Source organism: Streptosporangium vulgare (genome assembly GCF_042428775.1).
Lineage (GTDB): Bacteria > Actinomycetota > Actinomycetes > Streptosporangiales > Streptosporangiaceae > Streptosporangium > Streptosporangium vulgare.
In genome coordinates this window covers 492,229-512,258 of record NZ_JBHMBS010000003.1, presented here as the reverse complement: position 1 = coordinate 512,258, position 20,030 = coordinate 492,229, and the positions used below count along the sequence as shown (strand labels likewise).

19 protein-coding genes are annotated in these 20,030 nt (G+C 70.9%); 7 read left to right on the top strand and 12 right to left on the bottom strand.

Translation table 11 applies throughout. The features are described 5' to 3' along the window. Positions 1-91: 91 nt before the first annotated feature. Positions 92-751 (top strand): endonuclease NucS, encoded by a 660-nt coding sequence (gene nucS / locus ACFFRH_RS08945; protein WP_329091017.1) that lies wholly within the window; start codon positions 92-94, stop codon positions 749-751. Positions 752-836: 85 nt separating this feature from the next. Here the strand turns inward: nucS and ACFFRH_RS08940 are convergent, their stop codons facing one another. After that, positions 837-1,226, bottom strand: a complete 390-nt coding sequence (locus tag ACFFRH_RS08940; RefSeq protein ID WP_386155507.1) for a glutaredoxin domain-containing protein — start codon at positions 1,224-1,226, stop codon at positions 837-839. Between the two features lie 451 nt (positions 1,227-1,677). On the opposite strand from ACFFRH_RS08940, the gene ACFFRH_RS08935 reads away from it, so the two are divergent. The 5 genes from ACFFRH_RS08935 (at position 1,678) to ACFFRH_RS08915 (ending at position 6,482) form a co-directional block, all read left to right on the top strand. Further along, positions 1,678-2,520 carry an ABC transporter ATP-binding protein gene (locus tag ACFFRH_RS08935; protein WP_386155505.1) on the top strand — a complete coding sequence of 281 codons (843 nt, stop codon included), beginning with the start codon at positions 1,678-1,680 and terminating at the stop codon, positions 2,518-2,520. 107 nt (positions 2,521-2,627) lie between these two features. Beyond that, entirely contained in the window at positions 2,628-3,410 is a 783-nt protein-coding gene (locus ACFFRH_RS08930) for an ABC transporter permease (protein ID WP_386155503.1), read from the top strand. Beyond that, positions 3,368-4,846, top strand: a complete 1,479-nt coding sequence (locus ACFFRH_RS08925; RefSeq protein WP_386155501.1) for a sensor histidine kinase — start codon at positions 3,368-3,370, stop codon at positions 4,844-4,846. Before ACFFRH_RS08930 ends, ACFFRH_RS08925 begins: the two co-directional genes overlap by 43 nt. Positions 4,847-4,849: 3 nt before the next feature. After that, positions 4,850-5,473, top strand: coding sequence for a response regulator (locus ACFFRH_RS08920; RefSeq protein ID WP_344744693.1), 624 nt, complete (start codon positions 4,850-4,852; stop codon positions 5,471-5,473). Positions 5,474-5,876: 403 nt separating this feature from the next. Continuing rightward, positions 5,877-6,482, top strand: coding sequence for a TetR/AcrR family transcriptional regulator (locus tag ACFFRH_RS08915; RefSeq protein ID WP_344744691.1), 606 nt, complete (start codon positions 5,877-5,879; stop codon positions 6,480-6,482). Between the two features lie 90 nt (positions 6,483-6,572). On the opposite strand, the gene ACFFRH_RS08910 is transcribed toward ACFFRH_RS08915, so the two are convergent. The 6 genes from ACFFRH_RS08910 to ACFFRH_RS08885 all read right to left on the bottom strand — a co-directional run bounded on the left by ACFFRH_RS08910 (position 6,573) and on the right by ACFFRH_RS08885 (position 14,343). Further along, complete coding sequence (locus ACFFRH_RS08910; RefSeq protein WP_344744689.1) at positions 6,573-6,890, bottom strand: STAS domain-containing protein; 318 nt, start codon at positions 6,888-6,890, stop codon at positions 6,573-6,575. Positions 6,891-7,084: 194 nt separating this feature from the next. Beyond that, positions 7,085-7,678, bottom strand: coding sequence for a response regulator (locus ACFFRH_RS08905; RefSeq protein ID WP_344744688.1), 594 nt, complete (start codon positions 7,676-7,678; stop codon positions 7,085-7,087). 136 nt (positions 7,679-7,814) lie between these two features. Continuing rightward, complete coding sequence (locus ACFFRH_RS08900; RefSeq protein ID WP_344744687.1) at positions 7,815-9,062, bottom strand: sensor histidine kinase; 1,248 nt, start codon at positions 9,060-9,062, stop codon at positions 7,815-7,817. A gap of 49 nt (positions 9,063-9,111) precedes the next feature. Continuing rightward, complete coding sequence (locus ACFFRH_RS08895; RefSeq protein ID WP_344744686.1) at positions 9,112-9,909, bottom strand: ABC transporter permease; 798 nt, start codon at positions 9,907-9,909, stop codon at positions 9,112-9,114. Between the two features lies 1 nt (position 9,910). Then, positions 9,911-11,080, bottom strand: a complete 1,170-nt coding sequence (locus tag ACFFRH_RS08890) for an ABC transporter ATP-binding protein (RefSeq protein ID WP_344744685.1) — start codon at positions 11,078-11,080, stop codon at positions 9,911-9,913. 95 nt (positions 11,081-11,175) lie between these two features. Next, positions 11,176-14,343, bottom strand: a complete 3,168-nt coding sequence (locus ACFFRH_RS08885; protein ID WP_344744684.1) for a S41 family peptidase — start codon at positions 14,341-14,343, stop codon at positions 11,176-11,178. 65 nt (positions 14,344-14,408) lie between these two features. On the opposite strand from ACFFRH_RS08885, the gene ACFFRH_RS08880 reads away from it, so the two are divergent. Further along, a complete protein-coding gene (locus ACFFRH_RS08880; RefSeq protein ID WP_344744683.1) occupies positions 14,409-14,999 on the top strand; it encodes a cob(I)yrinic acid a,c-diamide adenosyltransferase in 591 nt (196 codons plus the stop codon). A 95-nt stretch (positions 15,000-15,094) separates the two neighbouring features. Here ACFFRH_RS08880 and ACFFRH_RS08875 read toward each other — a convergent pair whose 3' ends face one another. The 5 genes from ACFFRH_RS08875 to atpA all read right to left on the bottom strand — a co-directional run bounded on the left by ACFFRH_RS08875 (position 15,095) and on the right by atpA (position 20,007). After that, positions 15,095-15,505 (bottom strand): DUF2550 domain-containing protein, encoded by a 411-nt coding sequence (locus tag ACFFRH_RS08875; RefSeq protein ID WP_344744681.1) that lies wholly within the window; start codon positions 15,503-15,505, stop codon positions 15,095-15,097. A gap of 44 nt (positions 15,506-15,549) precedes the next feature. After that, entirely contained in the window at positions 15,550-15,957 is a 408-nt protein-coding gene (locus tag ACFFRH_RS08870; RefSeq protein WP_344744680.1) for a F0F1 ATP synthase subunit epsilon, read from the bottom strand. A gap of 68 nt (positions 15,958-16,025) precedes the next feature. Further along, positions 16,026-17,453, bottom strand: coding sequence for a F0F1 ATP synthase subunit beta (gene atpD, locus ACFFRH_RS08865; RefSeq protein WP_386155494.1), 1,428 nt, complete (start codon positions 17,451-17,453; stop codon positions 16,026-16,028). A 1-nt stretch (position 17,454) separates the two neighbouring features. After that, complete coding sequence (locus tag ACFFRH_RS08860) at positions 17,455-18,354, bottom strand: F0F1 ATP synthase subunit gamma (protein WP_344744678.1); 900 nt, start codon at positions 18,352-18,354, stop codon at positions 17,455-17,457. 3 nt (positions 18,355-18,357) lie between these two features. Beyond that, a complete protein-coding gene (gene atpA, locus ACFFRH_RS08855) occupies positions 18,358-20,007 on the bottom strand; it encodes a F0F1 ATP synthase subunit alpha (RefSeq protein WP_344744677.1) in 1,650 nt (549 codons plus the stop codon). Positions 20,008-20,030 lie beyond the last annotated feature (23 nt).

Here is a 20,030-nt window from a genome sequence, read left to right as displayed (position 1 = left end):
CCGGGGCGCGGACGGGCCGGGCGGCCGGGCCGCCGGAGCGTCTGGACGGATCGCGGGGATCCGGGCCCCGTCCGGCCGATAGGGTTCGGTCATGCGTCTGGTCATAGCGCGGTGCAGCGTGGATTACGTCGGGAAGCTCACCGCCCATCTCCCGATGGCGCCCCGGCTCATCCTCATCAAGGCCGACAGCAGCGTCTCCATCCATGCCGACGACCGGGCCTTCAAGCCGCTCAACTGGATGAACCCGCCGTGCAAGCTCCGCGAGGAGGAGGGCACCTGGACGGTGACCCACGGCAAGACCGGCGAGAAGCTCGTCCTCACCATGGAGGAGATCATCCACGACACCAGCCACGAGCTGGGCGTGGACCCGGGCCTGATCAAGGACGGCGTCGAGGCCCACCTGCAGGAGCTGCTCGCCGAGCACATCACCACCCTGGGCGCGGGCTGGACGCTCGTCCGCCGCGAGTACATGACGGCCATCGGCCCCGTCGACATCCTCTGCCGCGACCACACGGGCGCGTCCGTCGCCGTTGAGCTCAAGCGCCGCGGGAACATCGACGCGGTGGAGCAGCTCACCCGCTATCTGGAGCTGATGAACCGCGACCCCCTGCTCGCCCCGGTCGCCGGCATCCTCGCCGCCCAGAGCATCGCGCCCCAGGCCAAGACCCTGGCCGAGGACCGCGGCATCCGCTGTGTCACCCTCGACTACGACGAGCTGCGCGGCATCGAGCGCAACGACACCCTGTTCTGAGCTTCGACGCTCGACGCGCCGACGGCCGGCCTACCGGCGGGGATGTCCGCGACGCGATCCCGCGGCCGAGAGGGCGGCTGCTCCGTCAGTCACGCTCCCCGGCCGGCTTCCCGTCGCCGGACGCCAGGTGCGGGGTGCGCGTCCTGACCGCTTCGAGCAGCTGGGCCTTCGACGGGTTCACCATCGCCTTCCCGGCCACGGTCACGGTCGGTACGGTCTCGTTCCCGTCCGCGACCGAGCGGACGAACGCCGCCGCCCGGGGATCTCGCCAGATGTTGACCTCGCTGTAGCGCAGCCGCGTGAAACGCAGGCGCGTGCGCAACTTCATGCAGTACGTGCAACCGGGTCGCCAGTAGACGACCACGCCCCCGTGGTCCGCGTTCTCGTACGACGTCGTCCGGCCTCGGCGAGGCAGGTTCGTGACGACGAGCAACGCGATACCGAGAACAAGAAGCGCGAAGGACATCGGGGACATGGGAGAAGTGTCTCAAGCCGCTCGTGGCCTGACGGCGTGGCCCTCACCGACCTCACCACCCGGCGCTCCGCGCGAATGCGGACCTCATGACCTCACCGACCTCACCGACCCCGGCGCTCCGCGCGAACCAGGCGCGGGCTGTGCCTCCCGAGGCGCCGCCCCGAACCCCGGACGGAGAGCCTTCCGGCCCTCCCCCTCGCGCTCCCCGGCCGTTGTGCGGTTCCCCCAACGGCAGAAGGTCCTCTTGTGACGGGAGAAGAGCCGATCACGCGGTGGAAACGACGACGTGGCCCGAATGCTGCCAGGGCTCAGAGAAGACGTACGGAGGCGGGAGACCGGCCCCGAGGGCGCGTGCCGAGGAATGACGAGGCCGCGTGTCCTCCGTTCGGTGGACACGGGGTTCCATCGAACGTTGGTGCCGCGCGAGTCCCGTGAACGCGACGCTTGGGACATGGACACAGCGGTAAGAGTGAGAGGCCTGACCAAGCGCTACGGCGACGTCCAGGCCGTCGGGGGGATCGATCTCGACATCCACGCGGGCGAGGTGTTCGCGATCCTGGGCCCGAACGGGGCCGGGAAGTCCACCACCGTGGAGATCATGGAGGGGCACCGCACCAGGGACGCCGGGGAGGTCAGCGTCCTGGGCGTCGACCCCGGAAAGCCCACCCGCGCGTGGCGTTCGCGGATCGGCATCGTGCTGCAGACGGCCAACGACGTGGCCGAGGCGACCGTACGGGAGACCGTGCGGCATTTCGCGGGCTACTACCCGGGGGGCAAGGACCCGGACGAGGTGATCGAGCAGGTCGGGCTCACGGCGAAGGCGGACCAGCGCATCCGGAAACTCTCGGGTGGCCAGCGGCGCCGGGTGGACGTCGCGCTGGGGGTGATCGGCGATCCGGAGCTGCTCTTCCTGGACGAGCCGACCACCGGGTTCGACCCGGAGGCCCGCAGGCAGTTCTGGGAGCTGATCGGGGGCCTGGCCCGCGGCGGCACCACGATCGTGCTGACCACCCACTACCTGGACGAGGCCGAGGCGCTGGCCGACCGGGTCGCCGTGGTCTCCGGGGGGCGGATCGTGGCCGAGGGCGAGCCGGAGACCCTGGGCGGCAGGGCCACCGCCAAGGCCCTGGTGAGCTGGTCCGAAGCGGGTGAGCGCCGCTCCCTGGAGACGGACACGCCGACCAGGACGGTCCTGGAGCTGACCGCCCACTTCGACGGCGAGGTCCCCGAACTGGCCGTGACCCGTCCCACCCTGGAGGACGTCTACCTCCGCCTCATCGAGACCCCCGCCTGACCGTCTCCCGTACGAGCGTCGACCGATCCCCCGAGGTGACCAACCAGATGAGCCAGACCCTTGCCCGACCTTTCGCCCCGGCCGTCCGCGCCGGGCAACCTTCCGTGATGCGACTGGGGCTGTCACGGATGATGATCGAGAACAGGATGTTCTTCCGCGAGCGGGACGCGGTGATCTTCACCTTCGCCTTCCCGATCATCATGCTGGTGCTCTTCGGCTCGATCTTCTCCGGCGAGATGGAGGGGACCGGCCTCACCGTCTCCCAGCTCTACGTGGCCGGGCTGATCGGGACCGCCGCGATGACGGGGTTCCAGAACCTCGGCATCAACGTCGCGATGGACCGCGACGACGGCACCCTCAAACGGCTGGCGGGCACCCCGCTGCCCCGTACCTCCTACTTCATCGGCAAGGCCCTCAACACCCTGTTCGTCTCCTTCCTGCAGGTCGTCATCCTGCTGGCCATCGGGGTCGCGCTGTTCGGCCTGGAACTGCCGTCGGAGGCGTCCCGGTGGGTGACCTTCACCTGGGTGTTCGTGCTCGGCGTGGTCGGCTCGTCCCTGCTCGGGGTCGCGATCAGCAGCCTGCCCCGGTCGGCCAAGAGCGCCAGCGCGGTGATCGCGATGCCGTTCGTGGTGCTGCAGTTCATCTCCGGGGTGTTCATCCCCATCGGGCAGCTGCCGTCCTGGCTGGTGAACATCGCCTCGGTCTTCCCGCTCAAGTGGATGTGCCAGGGGTTCCGGTCGGTCTTCCTGGGTGACGCCGGTGCCGCGCTTGAGGTCGCGAAATCATACGAACTCGACCGGGTCGCCCTGGTTCTGGGAGCCTGGGCGATCGGAGGACTGGTGCTGTGCCTGATGACGTTCCGCTGGAAGAGCCGCCGCGACGGGTGAACCCCACCGACGACACCGAGCCTCCCGCCCGGGGGGCCGGTGCCCACGCGTGGGAGTCGCTGTGGGGCTGGGAGGTGCTCCTGGCCCTCGGGCTCCTCCTGCCCACCTGGACCGCGCTCACCGTCGACGTGCCCGTACGCGAGAAGGTGATCGTGGCGGGCTGCCTGCTCGCGATCCTGCCGCTCTACGTCCTGCTGGGCCGCCCGGCGATCGTCACCGGTGACCGGCTGCGAGGGGCGATCTACATCGCCCTGCTGATCGCGCTGTTCACTCCCCCGGGGCTCATCGCGTCGTACACGACGTTCGCCCTGTTCGGACTCTGCCCGCAGTGCTTCATCGTCTTCCCCGCCAGGCGGGCGATGATCGCCGTGGTCGCGCTGAACCTCTCCCCGATGATCCGCTACCTGTTCCTGGTCGGGCAACCGGAGACGTTCAACTTCCTGATGGTCGCCACCATCGTCATCTTCTTCTCCACCATCTTCGGCATCTGGATGGAGCGGATCACCAGGCAGAGCGAGGAGCGGGCCGCGCTCATCGAGGAGCTGGAGAGCAGCCGGGCGAAGGTGTCCAGGCTCTCGGCCGAGCGCGGGGCGCAGGCCGAGCGCGAGCGGCTCGCCGGGGAGATCCACGACACCCTGGCGCAGGGCTTCACCAGCATCATCATGCTGATCCAGGCGGCCGAGGCGCAGCCGGACCCGTCCCGCCACCTGGCGCTGGCCGTCCAGACGGCACGGGAGAACCTGACCGAGGCACGCCTGCTGGTCACCACGCTCAGCCCGGCGCCGCTGGACGGCTCGACCCTGGACGAGGCGCTGCGGCGGCTGACGAACCGGCTCGGCGAGGAGACGGGCCTGTCCGGCGGGTTCGAGGTGCGCGGGGAGTCCCGGCCGCTGAGCGCGCCGGTCGAGGTGGTGCTCGTCCGCGCCGCCCAGGAGGGTCTGGCCAACGTACGCAAGCACGCGGCCGCGGAGTCCGTCACGGTCTCGATCGCCTACCGGGACGGCTCCGTGCGGCTGGAGGTGCGCGACGACGGACGCGGTTTCGAGCCGCACGGCGGCCAGGGGTGCCAGGGGTGCCAGGGGTACGGCCTGCGGGGCATGCGCGCCCGCGTGGAGCAGGTCGGCGGGACCCTCACGGTGGCGGGGCTCCCCGGCGGGGGTGCGGCACTTGAGGTGGTCGTCCCCACCGACCGGCTCCCCCTTCCCGCCACCGACCTTCCCGCCACCGACGGCCTCACGGACCCGACCAGCGTCCCCGCCGACCGGCCCGCCCTCGCCGCCGACGACCTCCCGGACCCGACCGGCGTCGCCATCGACCGGCCCGCCCTCGCCGCCGACGATCCCTCGGACCCGCCCGACGCCCCCGACGCCCCCGGCGACAGAACCGGCCGGCCCGGTAGGACCGACCAGCCCGACCAGCCCGCTCAGAAGGTGTGACACATGCTTCGCGTGATGATCGTCGACGATCACCCGGTGGTCCGGGAGGGCCTTCGAGGCATGCTGGAGGCCGATCCCGGGATCACGGTGGTGGGCGAGGCGGCGTCCGGGGACGAGGCCGTCGTGCGGGCCGGGGAGCTCGCACCGGACGTGATCCTGATGGACCTGCGCATGCCGGACGGGGACGGCGTGAGCGCCACCTCGCGCATCCTCACCGGGCGGCCGGAGAGCCGGGTGGTCGTGCTGACCACCTACGAGACCGACGCCGACATCGTACGGGCGGTCGAGGCCGGGGCGGCGGGCTACCTGCTGAAAGACACCTCCAGGGCCGACCTGCTGGCCGCGATCCGCTCGGCGGCGCGCGGGGAGACCGTGCTGTCGCCGTCGGTGGCGACCAGGCTGGTCACCCGGATGCGGGCTCCGGTGGCCGAGTCGCTGTCGCCGCGCGAGACGGAGGTGCTCTCCCTGGTGGCCAGGGGGCTGACCAACGCGGAGATCGGCAGGACCCTGTTCATCAGCGAGACCACGGTGAAGACCCATCTGCTGCGCGTCTTCGGCAAGCTCGGCGTCTCCGACCGCACCGCCGCCGTGACCACGGCCCTGGACCGGGGCCTGCTCACCCGCTAGGCCTCAGGCCGCAGCCCTCCCACCGGCCCGGAGTCCGGCCCGGAGGCCCCCCTCACCGCCGGGCGCCGGGCGCCGGGACCTGCCCACCCACCGGGCGATCGCACGGCCCCCCTGGAACGCTCCGCGTCCGGCCCGGGGCCCTCGCCCTCCGGGCCGCCACGAGCCGGAACCGGGTTTCCCGCTCCTCCGGGAATGGACCTCACCTCATGCGCGCGAGCGGAGGACCTTGACCGGCTACTCAGACTTGTCACCTTCTTGCACGAAGGATGTAAGCAATAATACAACGGCCCTTCCGCAAAAAGGATCTTGCACCCATAATGGTTGATTCCGGGGGCCAGAACCATGAGGTGGAAGTGATAAAGCGAGTATCTGTCAACCTCGCGCTGACCTGCGGGAGCTTGACATGAATGGACGGTCCTACCGGGGAATGTCAGCGGAGGAGCGGCTGGAGGAACGCCGGGAGCGCCTGATCTCCGCGGCGTACGATCTTTACGCCGACCCCGGATTCCCGGAAACGACGATCGAGAGGTTGTGCGCCGCGGCACGCATCTCCAACCGCGCCTTCTACGAGTGTTTCTCGGGTCGCGACGAGCTGATGCAGACCGTGTACGACCGGTGCGTGCGCGAGACGCTGGAGGAGATGACGAAAGCCATCGACCAGGCCCCCGACACCCTGGCCTCCCGGGTCAAGACAGGGGTCACCAGCTACATCAGCTTCGTCACCGGCGACAGGCGCCGCGCGCGCATCATGCATCTGGAGGTGCGCCGGGCGGGCGACTGCCTCACCACCTCCAGGCAGTCGGCGGTCGAGGCCTTCATCAGGACGATCGAGTCGAACGTCGCCGACCTGCCGGAGGTCACGAAGGCCAACCAGCGCCTTCTCGCGCTGGGCATGATCGGAGCGGTCCAGGAACTGCTCATCGAGTGGGTCCTGGCCGACGACCCGCCTCCGGTCGGCAGGCTGATCGACACCGCCACGCACATCTTCCACAGGGCCTTCGTGACCTGATGCGGGCGGGAGACGAGGACGGGCCCGCCAGGCCCGTCCTCCGATGTGTTCCGGCGCCGCCGTCGCCCCGAACCCCGGCGGCCGTCCGGATCAGGCCACCGCGGCCATGGGGAGTTCCACGGTGAGGACCCGGTTGAGCCGGGTCACCGCCAGCACCCGCATCACCCTCGGCGGCACCCCCCTCAGAATGAGGCGGCGTTCCGCGCCCACAGCGCGGCGATGCGTGCCCACCAGCACCCCGAGACCGGTGGCATCGATCATTTCCAGCCTGGAAAGATCTACGATCAGGTCGCCGCGCCCGGAGTCGACCGCCTCGTGCAGCCGCGGGCGCACCCGGGCCACGGTTCCCACGTCGAGACGATTCCCGACGCCGACCACCTGAGCCCGGGGGTTACCAGGGACGCGCATGCCTCCTCCTCACGCCTGGCCGCCGAAGAGCACCGACCCGGCACAATGGCGGTGCGTCACCGCAGCCGTCCGATCACGCACCGCGTTCACACGATGTCAAAGCACACAAGAAGGTGCGAACCTCCCTCGGCCCCGAGGCCAACCTTCTGGTGAACATGTGAGTCCCTTGCCCGAATCAAAAAAGAAAACGCGGTTTAAAGCCAACCTTTTTGCTGAGCCGATCGGATCGCGGTGATCCGGTTGGTCGCGCCCAGTTTGGTGATGGCGTTCGACAGGTAGTTGCGGACGGTGCCCTGGGTGAGATGGAGCGCGGCGGCGATCTCGGCGACCGAGGCCCCCTGGGCGGCCAGTGCCAGGGCGCCGCGCTCGCGCTCGGTGAGGGGGCTCTCCCCCGCCATCATCGCCGAGGCGGCCATCTCCGGGTCGAGATAGCGCCCGCCCGCGTGGACCTTGCGGATCGCCGTCGCCAGCTCGTCGGCGGAGGCGTCCTTGGGGATGAAGCCGCGCACCCCGGCCGCGAGTGCCCGCCTCAGGTGTCCCGGCCGCCCGAAGCTGGTCAGCATCAGCACCGCGTGGCCCGGCAGCGTCTCGGCGACGCTCAGCCCGTCCATCCCGGGCATCTCGATGTCCAGCACGACCACGTCGGGCCGGTGCTCCAGCACGGCCGCCGCCACCAGGTCCCCCCTGGCCACCTCGGCCACCACCTCGACGTCCGGCTCCAGGCCGAGCAGGGTGGCGATCGCCTTCCTGACCAGGTGCTCGTCGTCGGCCAGCAGTACCCGAATCACCGTACCGCCCCCGCAGGACCGCTCGCCCCGCCCGGACCGCCCGGCACCGCGGGACCGCTCGCCCCGCCCTGACCGCTCGTTCCCGCCGGGCCGCTCGTCCCGGCCGGACGGTCCGGTGCCGCGGCCACCATCTGGATCATCGTTCTCCCCCCAGCGGAACCGTCGCCCGCAGCCTGAACTCCCCGGGGCCACCGGGCCCCGTGGTGACGGTCCCGCCGATGGCGGCGACCCGCTCCGAGAGCCCGATGAGGCCGGTACCGCCCCGGCCGTCCACCTCGCCCACCCCCTCCACCCCGTTCGCCCCGCCTGTCCCCTTCACCCCGTCGTTCGTCATCACCAGCACGGCGCACCCCTCGCGGACGGTGATCGCGATACGGCACTCGGTGGCGGAGCTGTGCCGCAGCACGTTGGTGGTGCCCTCCCTGACCACCCAGGCCAGCAGGGTGGCCGCCCCCTCGGGCACCTGGTCGCGCGGTGTCTCCAGCGTGCAGCGGACACCTCCGGCCTCCAGCACCGCGGCCATCGCGCGCAGCTCCGCGGCGAGGTCGACCGTCCGGTAGCCGCGCACCGCCGCGCGGATCTCCTTGAGCGTCTGCCGCGCCAGGGTCCGTACCTCGTCCATCTCCCCGGCCGCCCGCGCGGCGTCCACCCGCGACAGCTTGGCGGCCACCTCGCTCTTGACGGCGATCGCGGAGAGGCTGTGCCCGACCAGGTCGTGCAGGTCGCGGGAGAAGCGCAGCCGCTCCTCGGTGACGGCGAGCCTGGCCTGGGCCTCCTTGCCCTCCTCCGCGGTCCTCACCACCCGCCAGAACCACAGCTGGAACCGGTTCGCGCACGGCGCCGCCCCGGCCACCCCGAGGTAGGCGCCGAATGCGGGCCAGACCTCCTCCGCGTACGACGGCACGAACATGTCACCGAACCCCGGACCTGGACCGGCGCCCGGCGGCGCGAGGAGCACGCTGACGGCGATCGCCCCGACGGTGGCGGCGAGCGTGGCGGACCTGCCCAGCAGCAGCGCCGCACCCGACGCCCACGCCGGGCCGAGCAGTCCCCAGGTCCAGGGGTCGCCGTCCTGGGTGAGCAGGAGGATCACCGCGACCACGGCCGAGGCGGCGATCTCACCGCGCGCGGCGGTCCCGGCCACGGCCGCTTCGAGGATCCTCAGGTACAGGACGCTGAAGATCACCAGACCCGGCACCCCGACGGCCAGCAGCGGGAGCCGGGACTGCTCGTCCACGTCCGCCAGCGCGCCGAGAGGGCCGATCCAGGCCAGGACGAGGCCCAGGGTCAGGGAGAGCACGGTCATCCGGCGGAGCCGCTGGACGGGTGACCGCTGTTTCCTCCGGGGAAGCACGGAGGGGACGAGACGCGCGAGGCGCCTCATCCCTTTTACCCCTTTTGTGCTGATATCGACTGACATCTCGTGATGAACGTTAGCCGTGCCGGGGTTCCCAGCGGAACAGCCACCGGGCCAGCAGCCCGGCCACCACGAGCCAGCCCAGCAGGATCGCGAAGGAGGGCAGCGCGGCCATCCACTGCCCGCCCGTGCTCAGCGCCGCCCCGCCCCCGGAGAGGTGGTCCCCGCCCAGGAAGGCGGTGCGCGCGATCTCCACGACCGGGGTCGCGGGGAGCAGGGCGGCGACGTCGCCCAGCGGGCCGGGCAGCGTACCGGCGGGGAACGCGATCGGGGCGCCGACCAGGACGACCAGGAGCACCGGCAGCACCGTGACCTGGGCGAGTTCCGCGTTGGGCGTGAGGCCGGAGAAGGCCGCGGCGAGCAGGCAGAACAGCGCGACCCCCAGGACGGCGACGGTCACGAGCATCGGCACGTTGGCCACCGTGACCCCCTCGGACCGCCGCATCCAGACGGCCAGGAGCGCCACCTGGGCGAGATAGAGCACGAGCGCCCCGAGGGCGGCGCCGCCGAGGATCGCCGGGCCCGACGGCTGGCCCGCGCGCAGCCGCTTGAGCACCAGTTCCTCGCGCCGGGCGGTGAAGGAGTTCACCAGGTTGATGAAGACCGCGAACACCAGCAGCAACCCCGGCAACCCGGCCAGCACGAACACCCTCCCGGCCACACCGTCGATCTTCTCGGCGCCGACGGCCTCGGTGTACACCCAGGCCATCAGGAGCGGCAGCAGGAGCACGTTGAACAGGACCGTGGTGTTCCTGCCCACCAGGGTCAGGTCGATCCTCGCGAGCCTCATCGCGTGCAGTACGTCGGTTCTCACGTCACTCGCCCCTTCTCGCCGGTCCCGCCGCCACCGGCCCGTCGCCGGCCCCCTGAACCGCTCCGCCCGCCCCGGTCCCCTGGACCACTCCGCCCGCTCCGGTCCCCTCCCCGGCCGCGAGTGCCTCCCCGGCCACGCGCATGAAGGCGTCCTCCAGGGTCCCCCTGCGTACGGTCAGCCGCTCCAGGGTCTCGTCCCGTGCGTCGGCCCAGGCCAGGAGCCGCCGTACCGCCGCGTGCGCGCGGGCCTCGGCCCCGGCGCCGGTCAGGGTGTAGGCGACCTCCGTGGCCCCCGTGCCGCCGCCGTAGGTCAGCACGGGGGCCACGCCGTCCAGCGAGGGAAGCTCGCCGAAGGCCCAGGAGATACCGGGGAGGCGGAAGGAGATCCGGTCGCCGGAACCGGCCACCACCTCCTCGACGGTGCCCTGGAGGTGGATCCGGCCCTCGTGCATGATGGCCAGCCGGTTGGCGAGGCGCTCGGCCTCCTCCAGGTAGTGGGTGGTGAGCAGCACCGTCGTGCCCCCCGCCCGCAGGTCCTCGATCACCTTCCAGGTGGCGCGGCGCGCCTCGGGGTCCATGCCGGTGGTCGGCTCGTCCAGGAAGAGCACCTCCGGCCGGGAGATCACCGCGAGCGCGAGGTCGAGCCTGCGCCGCTGGCCGCCGGAGAGCTGCCGCACCCGGGTCCTGGCCTTCCTGCCCAGCCCCGCCGCCTCCAGCGCGGCCATGGTCCGCGCATCCGTGCCCCTGTGCCGGCCGAGGAGGGCGAACGCCCCTGAGGTGCCGGAGGGGGCCTGCGCGCGGCTCACGTCCCGGCTCAGCCCCTCCCACAGGCCGATGGTCTCGGCGACCGTGAGGTCGCCGAGGAAGCCCCCCTCCTGCAGCATGATCCCCACGCGGGGCCGCAACTTCCCGCGCTGCCCGACCGGGTCGAGCCCGAGCACGCGGACGCTGCCGCCGGTGGGGGCCCGGAAACCCTCCAGGACCTCCACGGTGGTGGTCTTTCCGGCGCCGTTCGTGCCGAGCAGGGCGAACAGCTCGCCCCTCGGAACGGTGAAGGAGACGCCGCGCACCGCCTCGAAGTCCCCGTACGCCTGCCGGAGGCCGCCGACCTCGATCACGTCGTCGAGGCCGGCGGCGGCGCCGGGCGGGTCCGTCACCTGTGGTGTTCTCATGGGGACAATCGTCGTCGTCCCGCGTTCGGCCAGGTAGTCGCCGATATCACCGAAGAGAGACCGATCCTTGAGCTCTTTTCGATGACAAATGTCAACTACGGGCGGGGCGGCAGCGCGGGACGCCTGCGCGACGGCCGGGTGGAGCGGTCGGGCGGGGTCGCCGCCGGGCGCTCCTCCAGCGCGGCGAGCACGAGCCGTACCGCCTCCTCGATCTGCGGGTCCCTGTCCCGCGCCCAGTCCCCGGGGGCGATGTCGACCTCGACGTCCGGATCGACGCCGTAGTTCTCCACCCCCCAGCCCAGCTCCTCGAACCAGAAGGAGTACTTGGGCACCGTGATGTGCGAGCCGTCGACCAGGCGGTGGGCGTCCTCGATGCCGATGACGCCTCCCCAGGTGCGGGTGCCCACCACGGGCCCGAGCTTGTGGATCTTGAAGGCCGCGGTGACGATGTCACCGTCGGACCCGGCGTTCTGGTCGGTGATCGCGACCAGCGGGCCGCGCGGCGCGTCCTCGGGGTAGGTGATCGGCGTCATGCCCCGGGGCAGGTCCCAGGCGATGACCCGGCGGATCAGCTTCTCGATGACCAGCTCGGAGGTGTGGCCGCCCCGGTTGCCCCGTACGTCCACCACGAGCCCCTCGAAGGTCATCTCCCTGCGCAGGTCGCGGTGGAACTGCGCCCAGCCCTCGGCCACCATGTCCGGGATGTGCAGGTAGCCGAGGCGCCCGCCGCCGAGCTCCCTGACCCTGGCCCGGTTCCCGGCCACCCAGTGCTGGTAGCGCAGGCGCCGGTCGTCGCGGAGCGGCGTGACGACCACCCGCCGGCCGCCGTCCAGGGTGAGCTCGACCGGCTTGTCGGCGGCGCCGACCAGCAGCCGCGCGGGCCCCTCGGGCGGCACCGGGCGGCCGTCGACCGCGAGCAGCGCCTCTCCCGGCTGGACGCCCGCCCCCGGCCCGGCCAGCGGCGAGCGGGCGTGCACGTCGGAGGACTCGGCGGGCAGCACCCGGTCCACCCGCCAGCGGCCGTCGTCGCCCCTGGAGAGGTCGGCGCCGAGCAGCCCGATCGGCTCGGAGGCCGGATAACCCCAGGGAGCGGCGTCGACGTAGGCGTGCGAGCTGCCCAGCTCCCCCACGACCTCCCAGAGCAGGTCGGCGAAGTCGTCGGCGGTGGCGACCCGGTCCACCAGCGGCCGGTACTCCTCCAGCACGCCCTCCCACTCGACGTCGGCCATGTCCTCGACCCAGAAGTCGGCGCGCATCCGGCGGCCCAGCTGGGCGTAGGCGTGCCGCCGCAGCGCCCTCGGGTCGGCGGTGATCCGGATCCTGGACAGGTCGACGGTCGTGTCGTCGCCGTTCTTGCCGCCCGGCTTGCCCCCGGCCGGACGGACCGTGAGCGTGCCCTTGTCGCTGACGACGAGCTGCGTGCCGTCACCGCTCACCCGGTACCAGTCGAGCTTGTCGACCACTTCCTTCCACTCACGCTTGACCAGGTCGTAACGGTCCAGCGCCGGGCGGGGCGCCTCGCCCCCCACCTCGTCCCTGTCCTCGCCGAGCTCCCCGGCCAGCGGCTCGCGCAGCCAGACGAACCCGCCCTTGACCGCCCGCAGGTCCGAGTAGCGCCCCTCGGGCACCGGCACCTGCACGACCCGGGCGGCGATGCCCTCCAGGTCCACGGTGATCGCGCCGTCCTCCTTCTTGCCGTCGTCGTCGCCGGAACCCGCCCCGGAGTCGGCGGCCCGCCCCGCGGAGCTGGGCGCGAACGGGGACGGCGTGGACGCGGACAGCGGCACCAGGTAGGGCCGGTAGCCGAAGGGGAAGGACATGTCGAAGGAGTGCGCGTCGTAGACGGGGTCGAAGCCGCGCCGCGACAGGAACGCCAGATAGTCCCCCGCGAACGCGGGCGAGATGTCCACGAACCGGCCGTCGGTGACGTCGGTCACGACCCGGTCCGCCACCCTGGCCAGCCTGATCCTGCGCAATTGCGGGCCGTCCGGGTGCGACCAGGCGAGCCAGGCCGAGTCGGGCGACCAGCTGAGGCCGTGGATCTCCCCGTCGGCCCTCGCCAGCTCCACGACCTCGCCCGAGGCCACGTCGGCCAGGAGCAGCCGCCCGTCCCTGGCGGTCACCGCGATCGTGTTCCCGTCGGGCGCGACGGCGAGGTCCCCGACCTCGCCCAGCGCGCCCGCGGCGATCCTGCGGCCCTCCCCGCCCCCCGCCGGGGCGATCTCCAGCCCCTGCGTCTCACCGTCGTCGAAGACCCACACCACGCGGTCGTCGCCCAGGAGGCGCGGCCGTCCCGCCGACAGGCCGGTGCTGAGCTGCCGCGCCGGGCCGTCCCGGTGGGTCACCCAGTGCACCGTTCCCTGCACCTCCACCGCGCTGGCCCGCCCGGTCGCGTCCACCGCCAAGTCGTGCACCCGCCTGCCCGCGTTGACCTGGTACGGCTGCCGCCCGCGCAGCGGGGAGCCCAGGGTGACGTCGAGCTTGCGGGCCTCGGCGTCGAGATCGTCCAGGAGATAGAGGTCCCCGGCGTTCTGGTAGACGATCCTGGTCCCGTCGGTGGTGGCGTGCCGGACGTAGAAGACGTCGTGGTCGGTGTGGCGGCGCAGGCCGCCACCGTCCGGCTCGCAGGAGTAGAGGTTGCCGACGCCCTCGTGGTCGGAGACGAAGACGACCCGCCCCCCGACGAGCATCGGGTTGGCGAGGTGGCCGTTCAGGCCCGCCAGGATCCGGGTGAAGTCACCCTCACCGCCGCGCACCCACAGGCGGCCCGCCGTGCCGCCCCGGTACCGCTTCCAGGTCGCCGGGTCGCGGGCGAGCCCCCCGGTGAGCAGCGCCACCGCGTCCCCCGTGACCGACAGGTCGTTGACCGGGCCGTACGGCAACCGCTCGGGGCGTCCCTCCCCGAGCACGTAGGCCCAGGTCTGCGAGACGAACGGCCGGCCGGTCGCGCTGATCGCGAGGACCTCGCCGTCCGGCGTCCAGCCGCGGGTGCGCGTCCGCGCGTCCCCCCAGTAGGTCAGCCGCTCCGCCGAGCCGGATTCGAGATCCGCCAGGTGGATCTCGGGGGCGCCGTCGCGGGCGCTGGTCCAGGCGATCTTGGTGCCGTCGGGCGAGAGGCGGGGATGGCTCGCGGGGGCCCGGTCCGAGGAGAGGCGCCACGCCCGGCCGCCGTCCGCCGGGGCCGCCCAGACGTCGTCGTCGGCGACGAAGGTCAGCGTCTCGTGGGAGATGTGGGGGAATCGCAGGTAGAAACCAGAAACCATCGACAAATCATATTGTCCACTATCGGGTTAATCAGGAGAGTTTTTCGGCCGATACGCTGAGCCATATGACACGAGCTGACAGAGACAACCCGGTGGTGCTCTCGAAGATCTACACCCGCACCGGAGACGACGGCACGACCGCGCTCGGCGACATGAGCCGCACCCGCAAGACCGATCCGCGCCTGGCCGCCTACGCGGACGTCGAGGAGGCCAACGCGGCGATCGGCGTGGCCCTCGCCACGGGAACCCTGGAGGCGGACGTCACCGCGGTCCTCGGCCGGATCCAGAACGAGTTGTTCGACGTCGGGGCCGACCTGTGCGCCCCGCTCGTGGAGAACCCCGAGTTCCCGCCGCTGCGGGTCGAGCCCTCCTACGTCGACTGGCTGGAGGCCCGGTGCGACGAGTTCAACGCGCGCCTCACGCCGCTGCGCAGCTTCATCCTGCCCGGCGGCACCCCGGCCGTGGCCGCGCTCCACGTCGCCAGGACCGTGGTCCGGCGGGCCGAGCGGACCGTCTGGTCGGCGCTGGAGGCCCACGACGACGTCAACCCGCTCACCGCGCGCTACCTCAACCGGCTGAGCGACCTGATGTTCATCCTCTGCCGGGTGGCCTCGAACGGCGACGAGATCCTCTGGAAGCCCGGCGGCACCCGCTGACCCTGAGAACGCGCCGACTTCGAGAACCCGCCGACCTCGAAAACGCGCCGACCTCGAAAACGCGCCGATAACCCGCCGATAACCCGCGGAGAAGGTCAGGCGACGTCGAGGTAGGCGCTGGGCGGGGCCGACTCCAGCCAGGCGACGAACCCGGTGAGGGCGCGGTATCCCATGGCGAGCTCGAAGGCGTCCTGCCCGTTGCGGCACTCGATCGCCGTCACGCCCTCGATGAACCCGAAGAACTCCCCGGACCCGACCCTGCGACGACCGGAAACGACAAGGCCGCGCCTCACGATGACGTGGCGCGGCCTTGGAAGCAGACCTATGAGCGGGATCCAGTTGAGGTGGCCGTCGGCGTAGCGGGCCACACCGACCCGCCAGCCTCGCTCCTTCGACAGGGAACGCAGGCAACAGAGCACCGATCCCCGGGAGCGGGTCAGTATCAGGACCCGGAGTCCCAGGAGGGCGACGAGCAGCCCCAGCACGATGAGAACATCCACCACCATGTCTGCTCGCCCCCCAAAAGCGCGTACAGCCTAAGAAGCAGAATTTATCCGACTTCTTCCCCGGCCGCGCGCAACCGGGCCCTGGCACGCTTGGCCTCGGCGACCGCGTCCGCGTCCTCCTGGTCGGCCTCGACCGAGGCCTGAGCGCGCTCCAGCGCGCTCTTCGCGCGGGCGATGTCGACCTCGGAGCCCAGCTCGGCCAGCTCCGCCAGGATCGACACCTCGTCGTCGGCCACCGAGAGGAATCCTCCGTGGACGGCGGCGACGAGGTCGGACTCAGCGCCGCCTCGCTTGATCTTCAGCAAACCGCCCTCGACGAGAACGCCGAGCACGGGCGCGTGCTTAGGCATGATACCGATCTCGCCGTCGACGGTCTTGGCAATCACCATGTCGGCCTCCCCGGACCAGATCTCACGCTCCGGGGAGACGACGCCTACTCGCAGCTTCGCCACTTTCTCTCCAGTTCCTTATCGAACCAGGCGCCGGTACGGCCGCGTGACCGTACCGGCGCCGAAGGCGACTAGCGGGCGAGTTCCTTGGCCTTGGCCACGGCCTGGTCGATGCCGCCGACCATGAAGAACGCCTGCTCGGGCAGGTGGTCGTAGTCGCCGGCGCACAGGCCCTTGAACGAGGCGATGGTCTCGTCCAGCGGCACGTTCTCACCGGGCTGGCCGGTGAACGCCTCGGCGGCGTACATCGGGTGCGACAGGAAGCGCTCGATGCGACGGGCCCGGTTGACGGTGACCTTGTCCTCTTCCGAGAGCTCGTCGATACCGAGGATCGCGATGATGTCCTGCAGCTCCTTGTACTTCTGCAGGATCCGCTTGGTCTCCTGGGCCACGCGGTAGTGCTCCTCGCCGACGATCAGCGGGTCGAGGATCCGCGAGGTGGAGTCGAGCGGGTCCACCGCGGGGTAGATGCCCTTCTCCGAGATCGGCCGCGAGAGAACGGTCTGCGCGTCGAGGTGCGCGAACGCGTTGTGCGGGGCCGGGTCGGTGATGTCGTCCGCGGGGACGTAGATCGCCTGCATGGAGGTGATCGAGTGACCGCGGGTCGAGGTGATGCGCTCCTGGAGGACACCCATCTCGTCGGCGAGGGTCGGCTGGTAACCCACCGCGGACGGCATACGGCCGAGCAGGGTGGACACCTCGGAACCGGCCTGGGTGAACCGGAAGATGTTGTCGATGAACAGCAGCACGTCCTGCTTCTGGACGTCGCGGAAGTACTCGGCCATGGTGAGGGCCGAGAGCGCGACGCGCAGACGGGTGCCCGGGGGCTCGTCCATCTGGCCGAAGACGAGGGCGGTGTCCTTGAGGACGTTCGCCTCCTCCATCTCCAGCCAGAGGTCGTTGCCCTCACGGGTGCGCTCACCGACGCCGGCGAACACCGAGGTGCCACCGAAGTTGCGGGCGACCCGGCGGATCATCTCCTGGATCAGAACGGTCTTGCCCACGCCCGCGCCGCCGAACAGGCCGATCTTGCCGCCCTGCACGTACGGGGTGAGCAGGTCGATGACCTTGATGCCGGTGGTCAGCATCTCGGTGCGCGACTCGAGGGTGTCGAAGGCGGGCGACGGGCGGTGGATGCCCCAGCGCTCGCTGATCTGGAGCGAGGAGGTCTCGACGTCCAGCGACTCGCCGAGGGTGCTCCACACGTGGCCCTTGACGACGTCGCCGACGGGGACCGAGATGGCCGCGCCGGTGTCGGTCACCGGGGCGCCACGGGTGAGGCCGTCGGTGGGCTGCATGGAGATCGCGCGGACGAGGTTGTCACCCAGGTGCTGGGCGACCTCCAGGGTGAGGACCTTGGCCTCGCCCTGCAGCTCGACGTCCACCTTGAGGGCGTTGTAGATCTCGGGCATCGCCTCGACGGGGAACTCCACGTCGACGACGGGACCGGTGACCCGCGCGACGCGGCCCACGCCGGTCTCAACAGTCTGTGCAGTCATTTCACTCTTTCCCCGCTGCGGAGTCAGCCAGCGCGTTCGCGCCGCCGACGATCTCGCTGATTTCCTGGGTGATCTCGGCCTGGCGGACCTGGTTCATCTGCTGGGTGAACACGCGGATGAGCTCGTTGGCGTTGTCGGTGGCCGACTTCATGGCCCGGCGTCGCGAGGCCTCCTCCGAGGCCGCCGACTGGAGCAGCGCGGTGAAGATGCGCGACTCCACGTAACGCGGCAGCAGCGTGTCGAGGACCTCGCCCGCGGTGGGCTCGAACTCGAAGTACGGCAGCGGCGTGGACGGGTCCTCGGCGGTCTCCTCGACCTCCAGCGGAAGGATCCGCTTGACCACGACCTCCTGCGTCAGCATCGAGACGAACTCGGTGGAGACGATGTGGATCTCGTCCACCCCGTCCTCGGCCGAGAAGGCCTCGATGAGCGCGCCCGCGACCTCCTTGGCGTCGGAGTAGGCGGGCTTACGGGAGAACCCCGTCCACTGCCCGCCCATCTCACGGCTGCGGAAGGCATGCCAGGCGACGCCCTTGCGGCCCGTCACGTAGGGCACGGGCTCGACGCCCCTGTCCCGCAGCAGGTTGCCGAGCGCCTCCGCCTCACGCAGGATGTTGGCGTTGAAGCCGCCGCAGAAACCGCTGTCGCTGGTGACGATCAGGACGGCGGCCCTGGCGGGCTGCTCCTTGGCCACCGTCAGCGGGTGGTCGGTGGTGGAGGTGTTGCTGACCACGCCCGTGACGGCGCGGGTGATCTCGCGCTCGTACGGCACGGCGGCCTGCATCCGCTGCTGCGCCTTGACGATGCGGGACGAGGCGATGAGCTCCTGGGCGCGGGTGATCTTCGCCGTGGACCTGACCGACTTGATCCGCCGCCGCAGCAGTCTTAGCTGGGCACCCATCGGCTACTTCTTCTCTGCCGTGCGGACTCGCTTCGTGATCTTCTCCTGGCCGACCTCGCCCTCGCCGAGCGCGGTGACCGGCTCGTCGTTGACCAGGTACTCGCCGGAGGAGGTCTCGAAGCTCTTCTTGAACTCGGTGATGGCGTCCTTGAGGGCGGTCACCGTGTCGTCCGACAGCTCCTTGGTCTCACGGATGCTGTCGAAGATGCCCTTGTGCTCGCGGCTCAGGTAGTCGTGGAAGTCCGCCTCGAAGCGGCGGATGTCCTCGACCGGGACGTCGTCGAGCTCACCGGTGGTGCCGGCCCAGACCGACACGACCTGCTTCTCGACCGGGAACGGGTTGTACTGGGCCTGCTTGAGCAGCTCGACCAGGCGCTGGCCACGCTCCAGCTGGGCGCGGGAGGCCGCGTCCAGGTCGGAGGCGAAGGAGGCGAAGGCCTCCAGGTCACGGAACTGCGACAGCGACAGACGCAGGGTGCCGGCGACCTTCCTCATCGCCTTGACCTGCGCCGAGCCGCCGACTCGGGAGACGGAGACACCGACGTTGATGGCCGGACGCACACCCGCGTTGAACAGGTCGGTCTCGAGGAAGCACTGGCCGTCGGTGATGGAGATGACGTTGGTGGGGATGAACGCCGAGACGTCGTTGCCCTTCGTCTCGATGATCGGCAGACCGGTCATCGAGCCGGACCCCATCTCCTTGGAGAGCTTCGCGCAGCGCTCGAGGAGGCGGGAGTGCAAGTAGAAGACGTCGCCGGGGAACGCCTCGCGGCCCGGCGGGCGGCGCAGCAGCAGGGAGACGGCGCGGTAGGCGTCGGCCTGCTTGGTCAGGTCGTCGAAGACGATGAGGACGTGCTTGCCCTGGTACATCCAGTGCTGGCCGATGGCCGAGCCGGTGTAGGGCGCGAGGTACTTGTAACCGGCCGGGTCGGACGCCGGAGCGGCGACGATGGTGGTGTACTCCATCGCGCCCGCCTCCTCGAGGCGGCCCTTGACCTGGGCGATCGTGGAGCCCTTCTGGCCGACCGCGACGTAGACGCAGAGAACCTGCTTGTCGGGGTCGCCGGAGAGCCAGTTCTCCCGCTGGTTGAGGATGGTGTCCACGGCGACGGCGGTCTTGCCCGTGCCACGGTCACCGATGATCAGCTGGCGCTGGCCGCGGCCGATCGGCGTCATGGCGTCGACCGCCTTGAGACCGGTCTGCAGCGGCTCCTTCACCGGCTGGCGCTGGACCACCGAGGGGGCCTGGAGTTCGAGGGCACGCAGGCTCTCGGACTCGATCGGGCCCTTGCCGTCGAGGGGGACGCCCAGCGGGTCGACCACTCGGCCGAGGAAGCCGTCGCCGACCGGCACGGACAGGACCTCGCCCGTCCGGCGGACCGACTGGCCCTCCTCGATCTTGCTGAAGTCGCCCAGAACAACGACACCGATCTCCCGGACGTCCAGGTTCAGTGCCAGGCCACGCGTGCCGTCCTCGAACTCAAGCAGCTCGTTCGCCATCGCCGAGGGAAGGCCGGAGACATGGGCGATACCGTCGCCGCAGTCGACGACGGTCCCGATCTCCTCGCGCGCGGCACCTTCCGGCTCGTACGCCTGGACGAAGCGCTCAAGTGCGTCCCGGATCTCGTCCGGCCGGATCGTAAGCTCCGCCATCTCTCTTCAGTCTCCCTATTCGC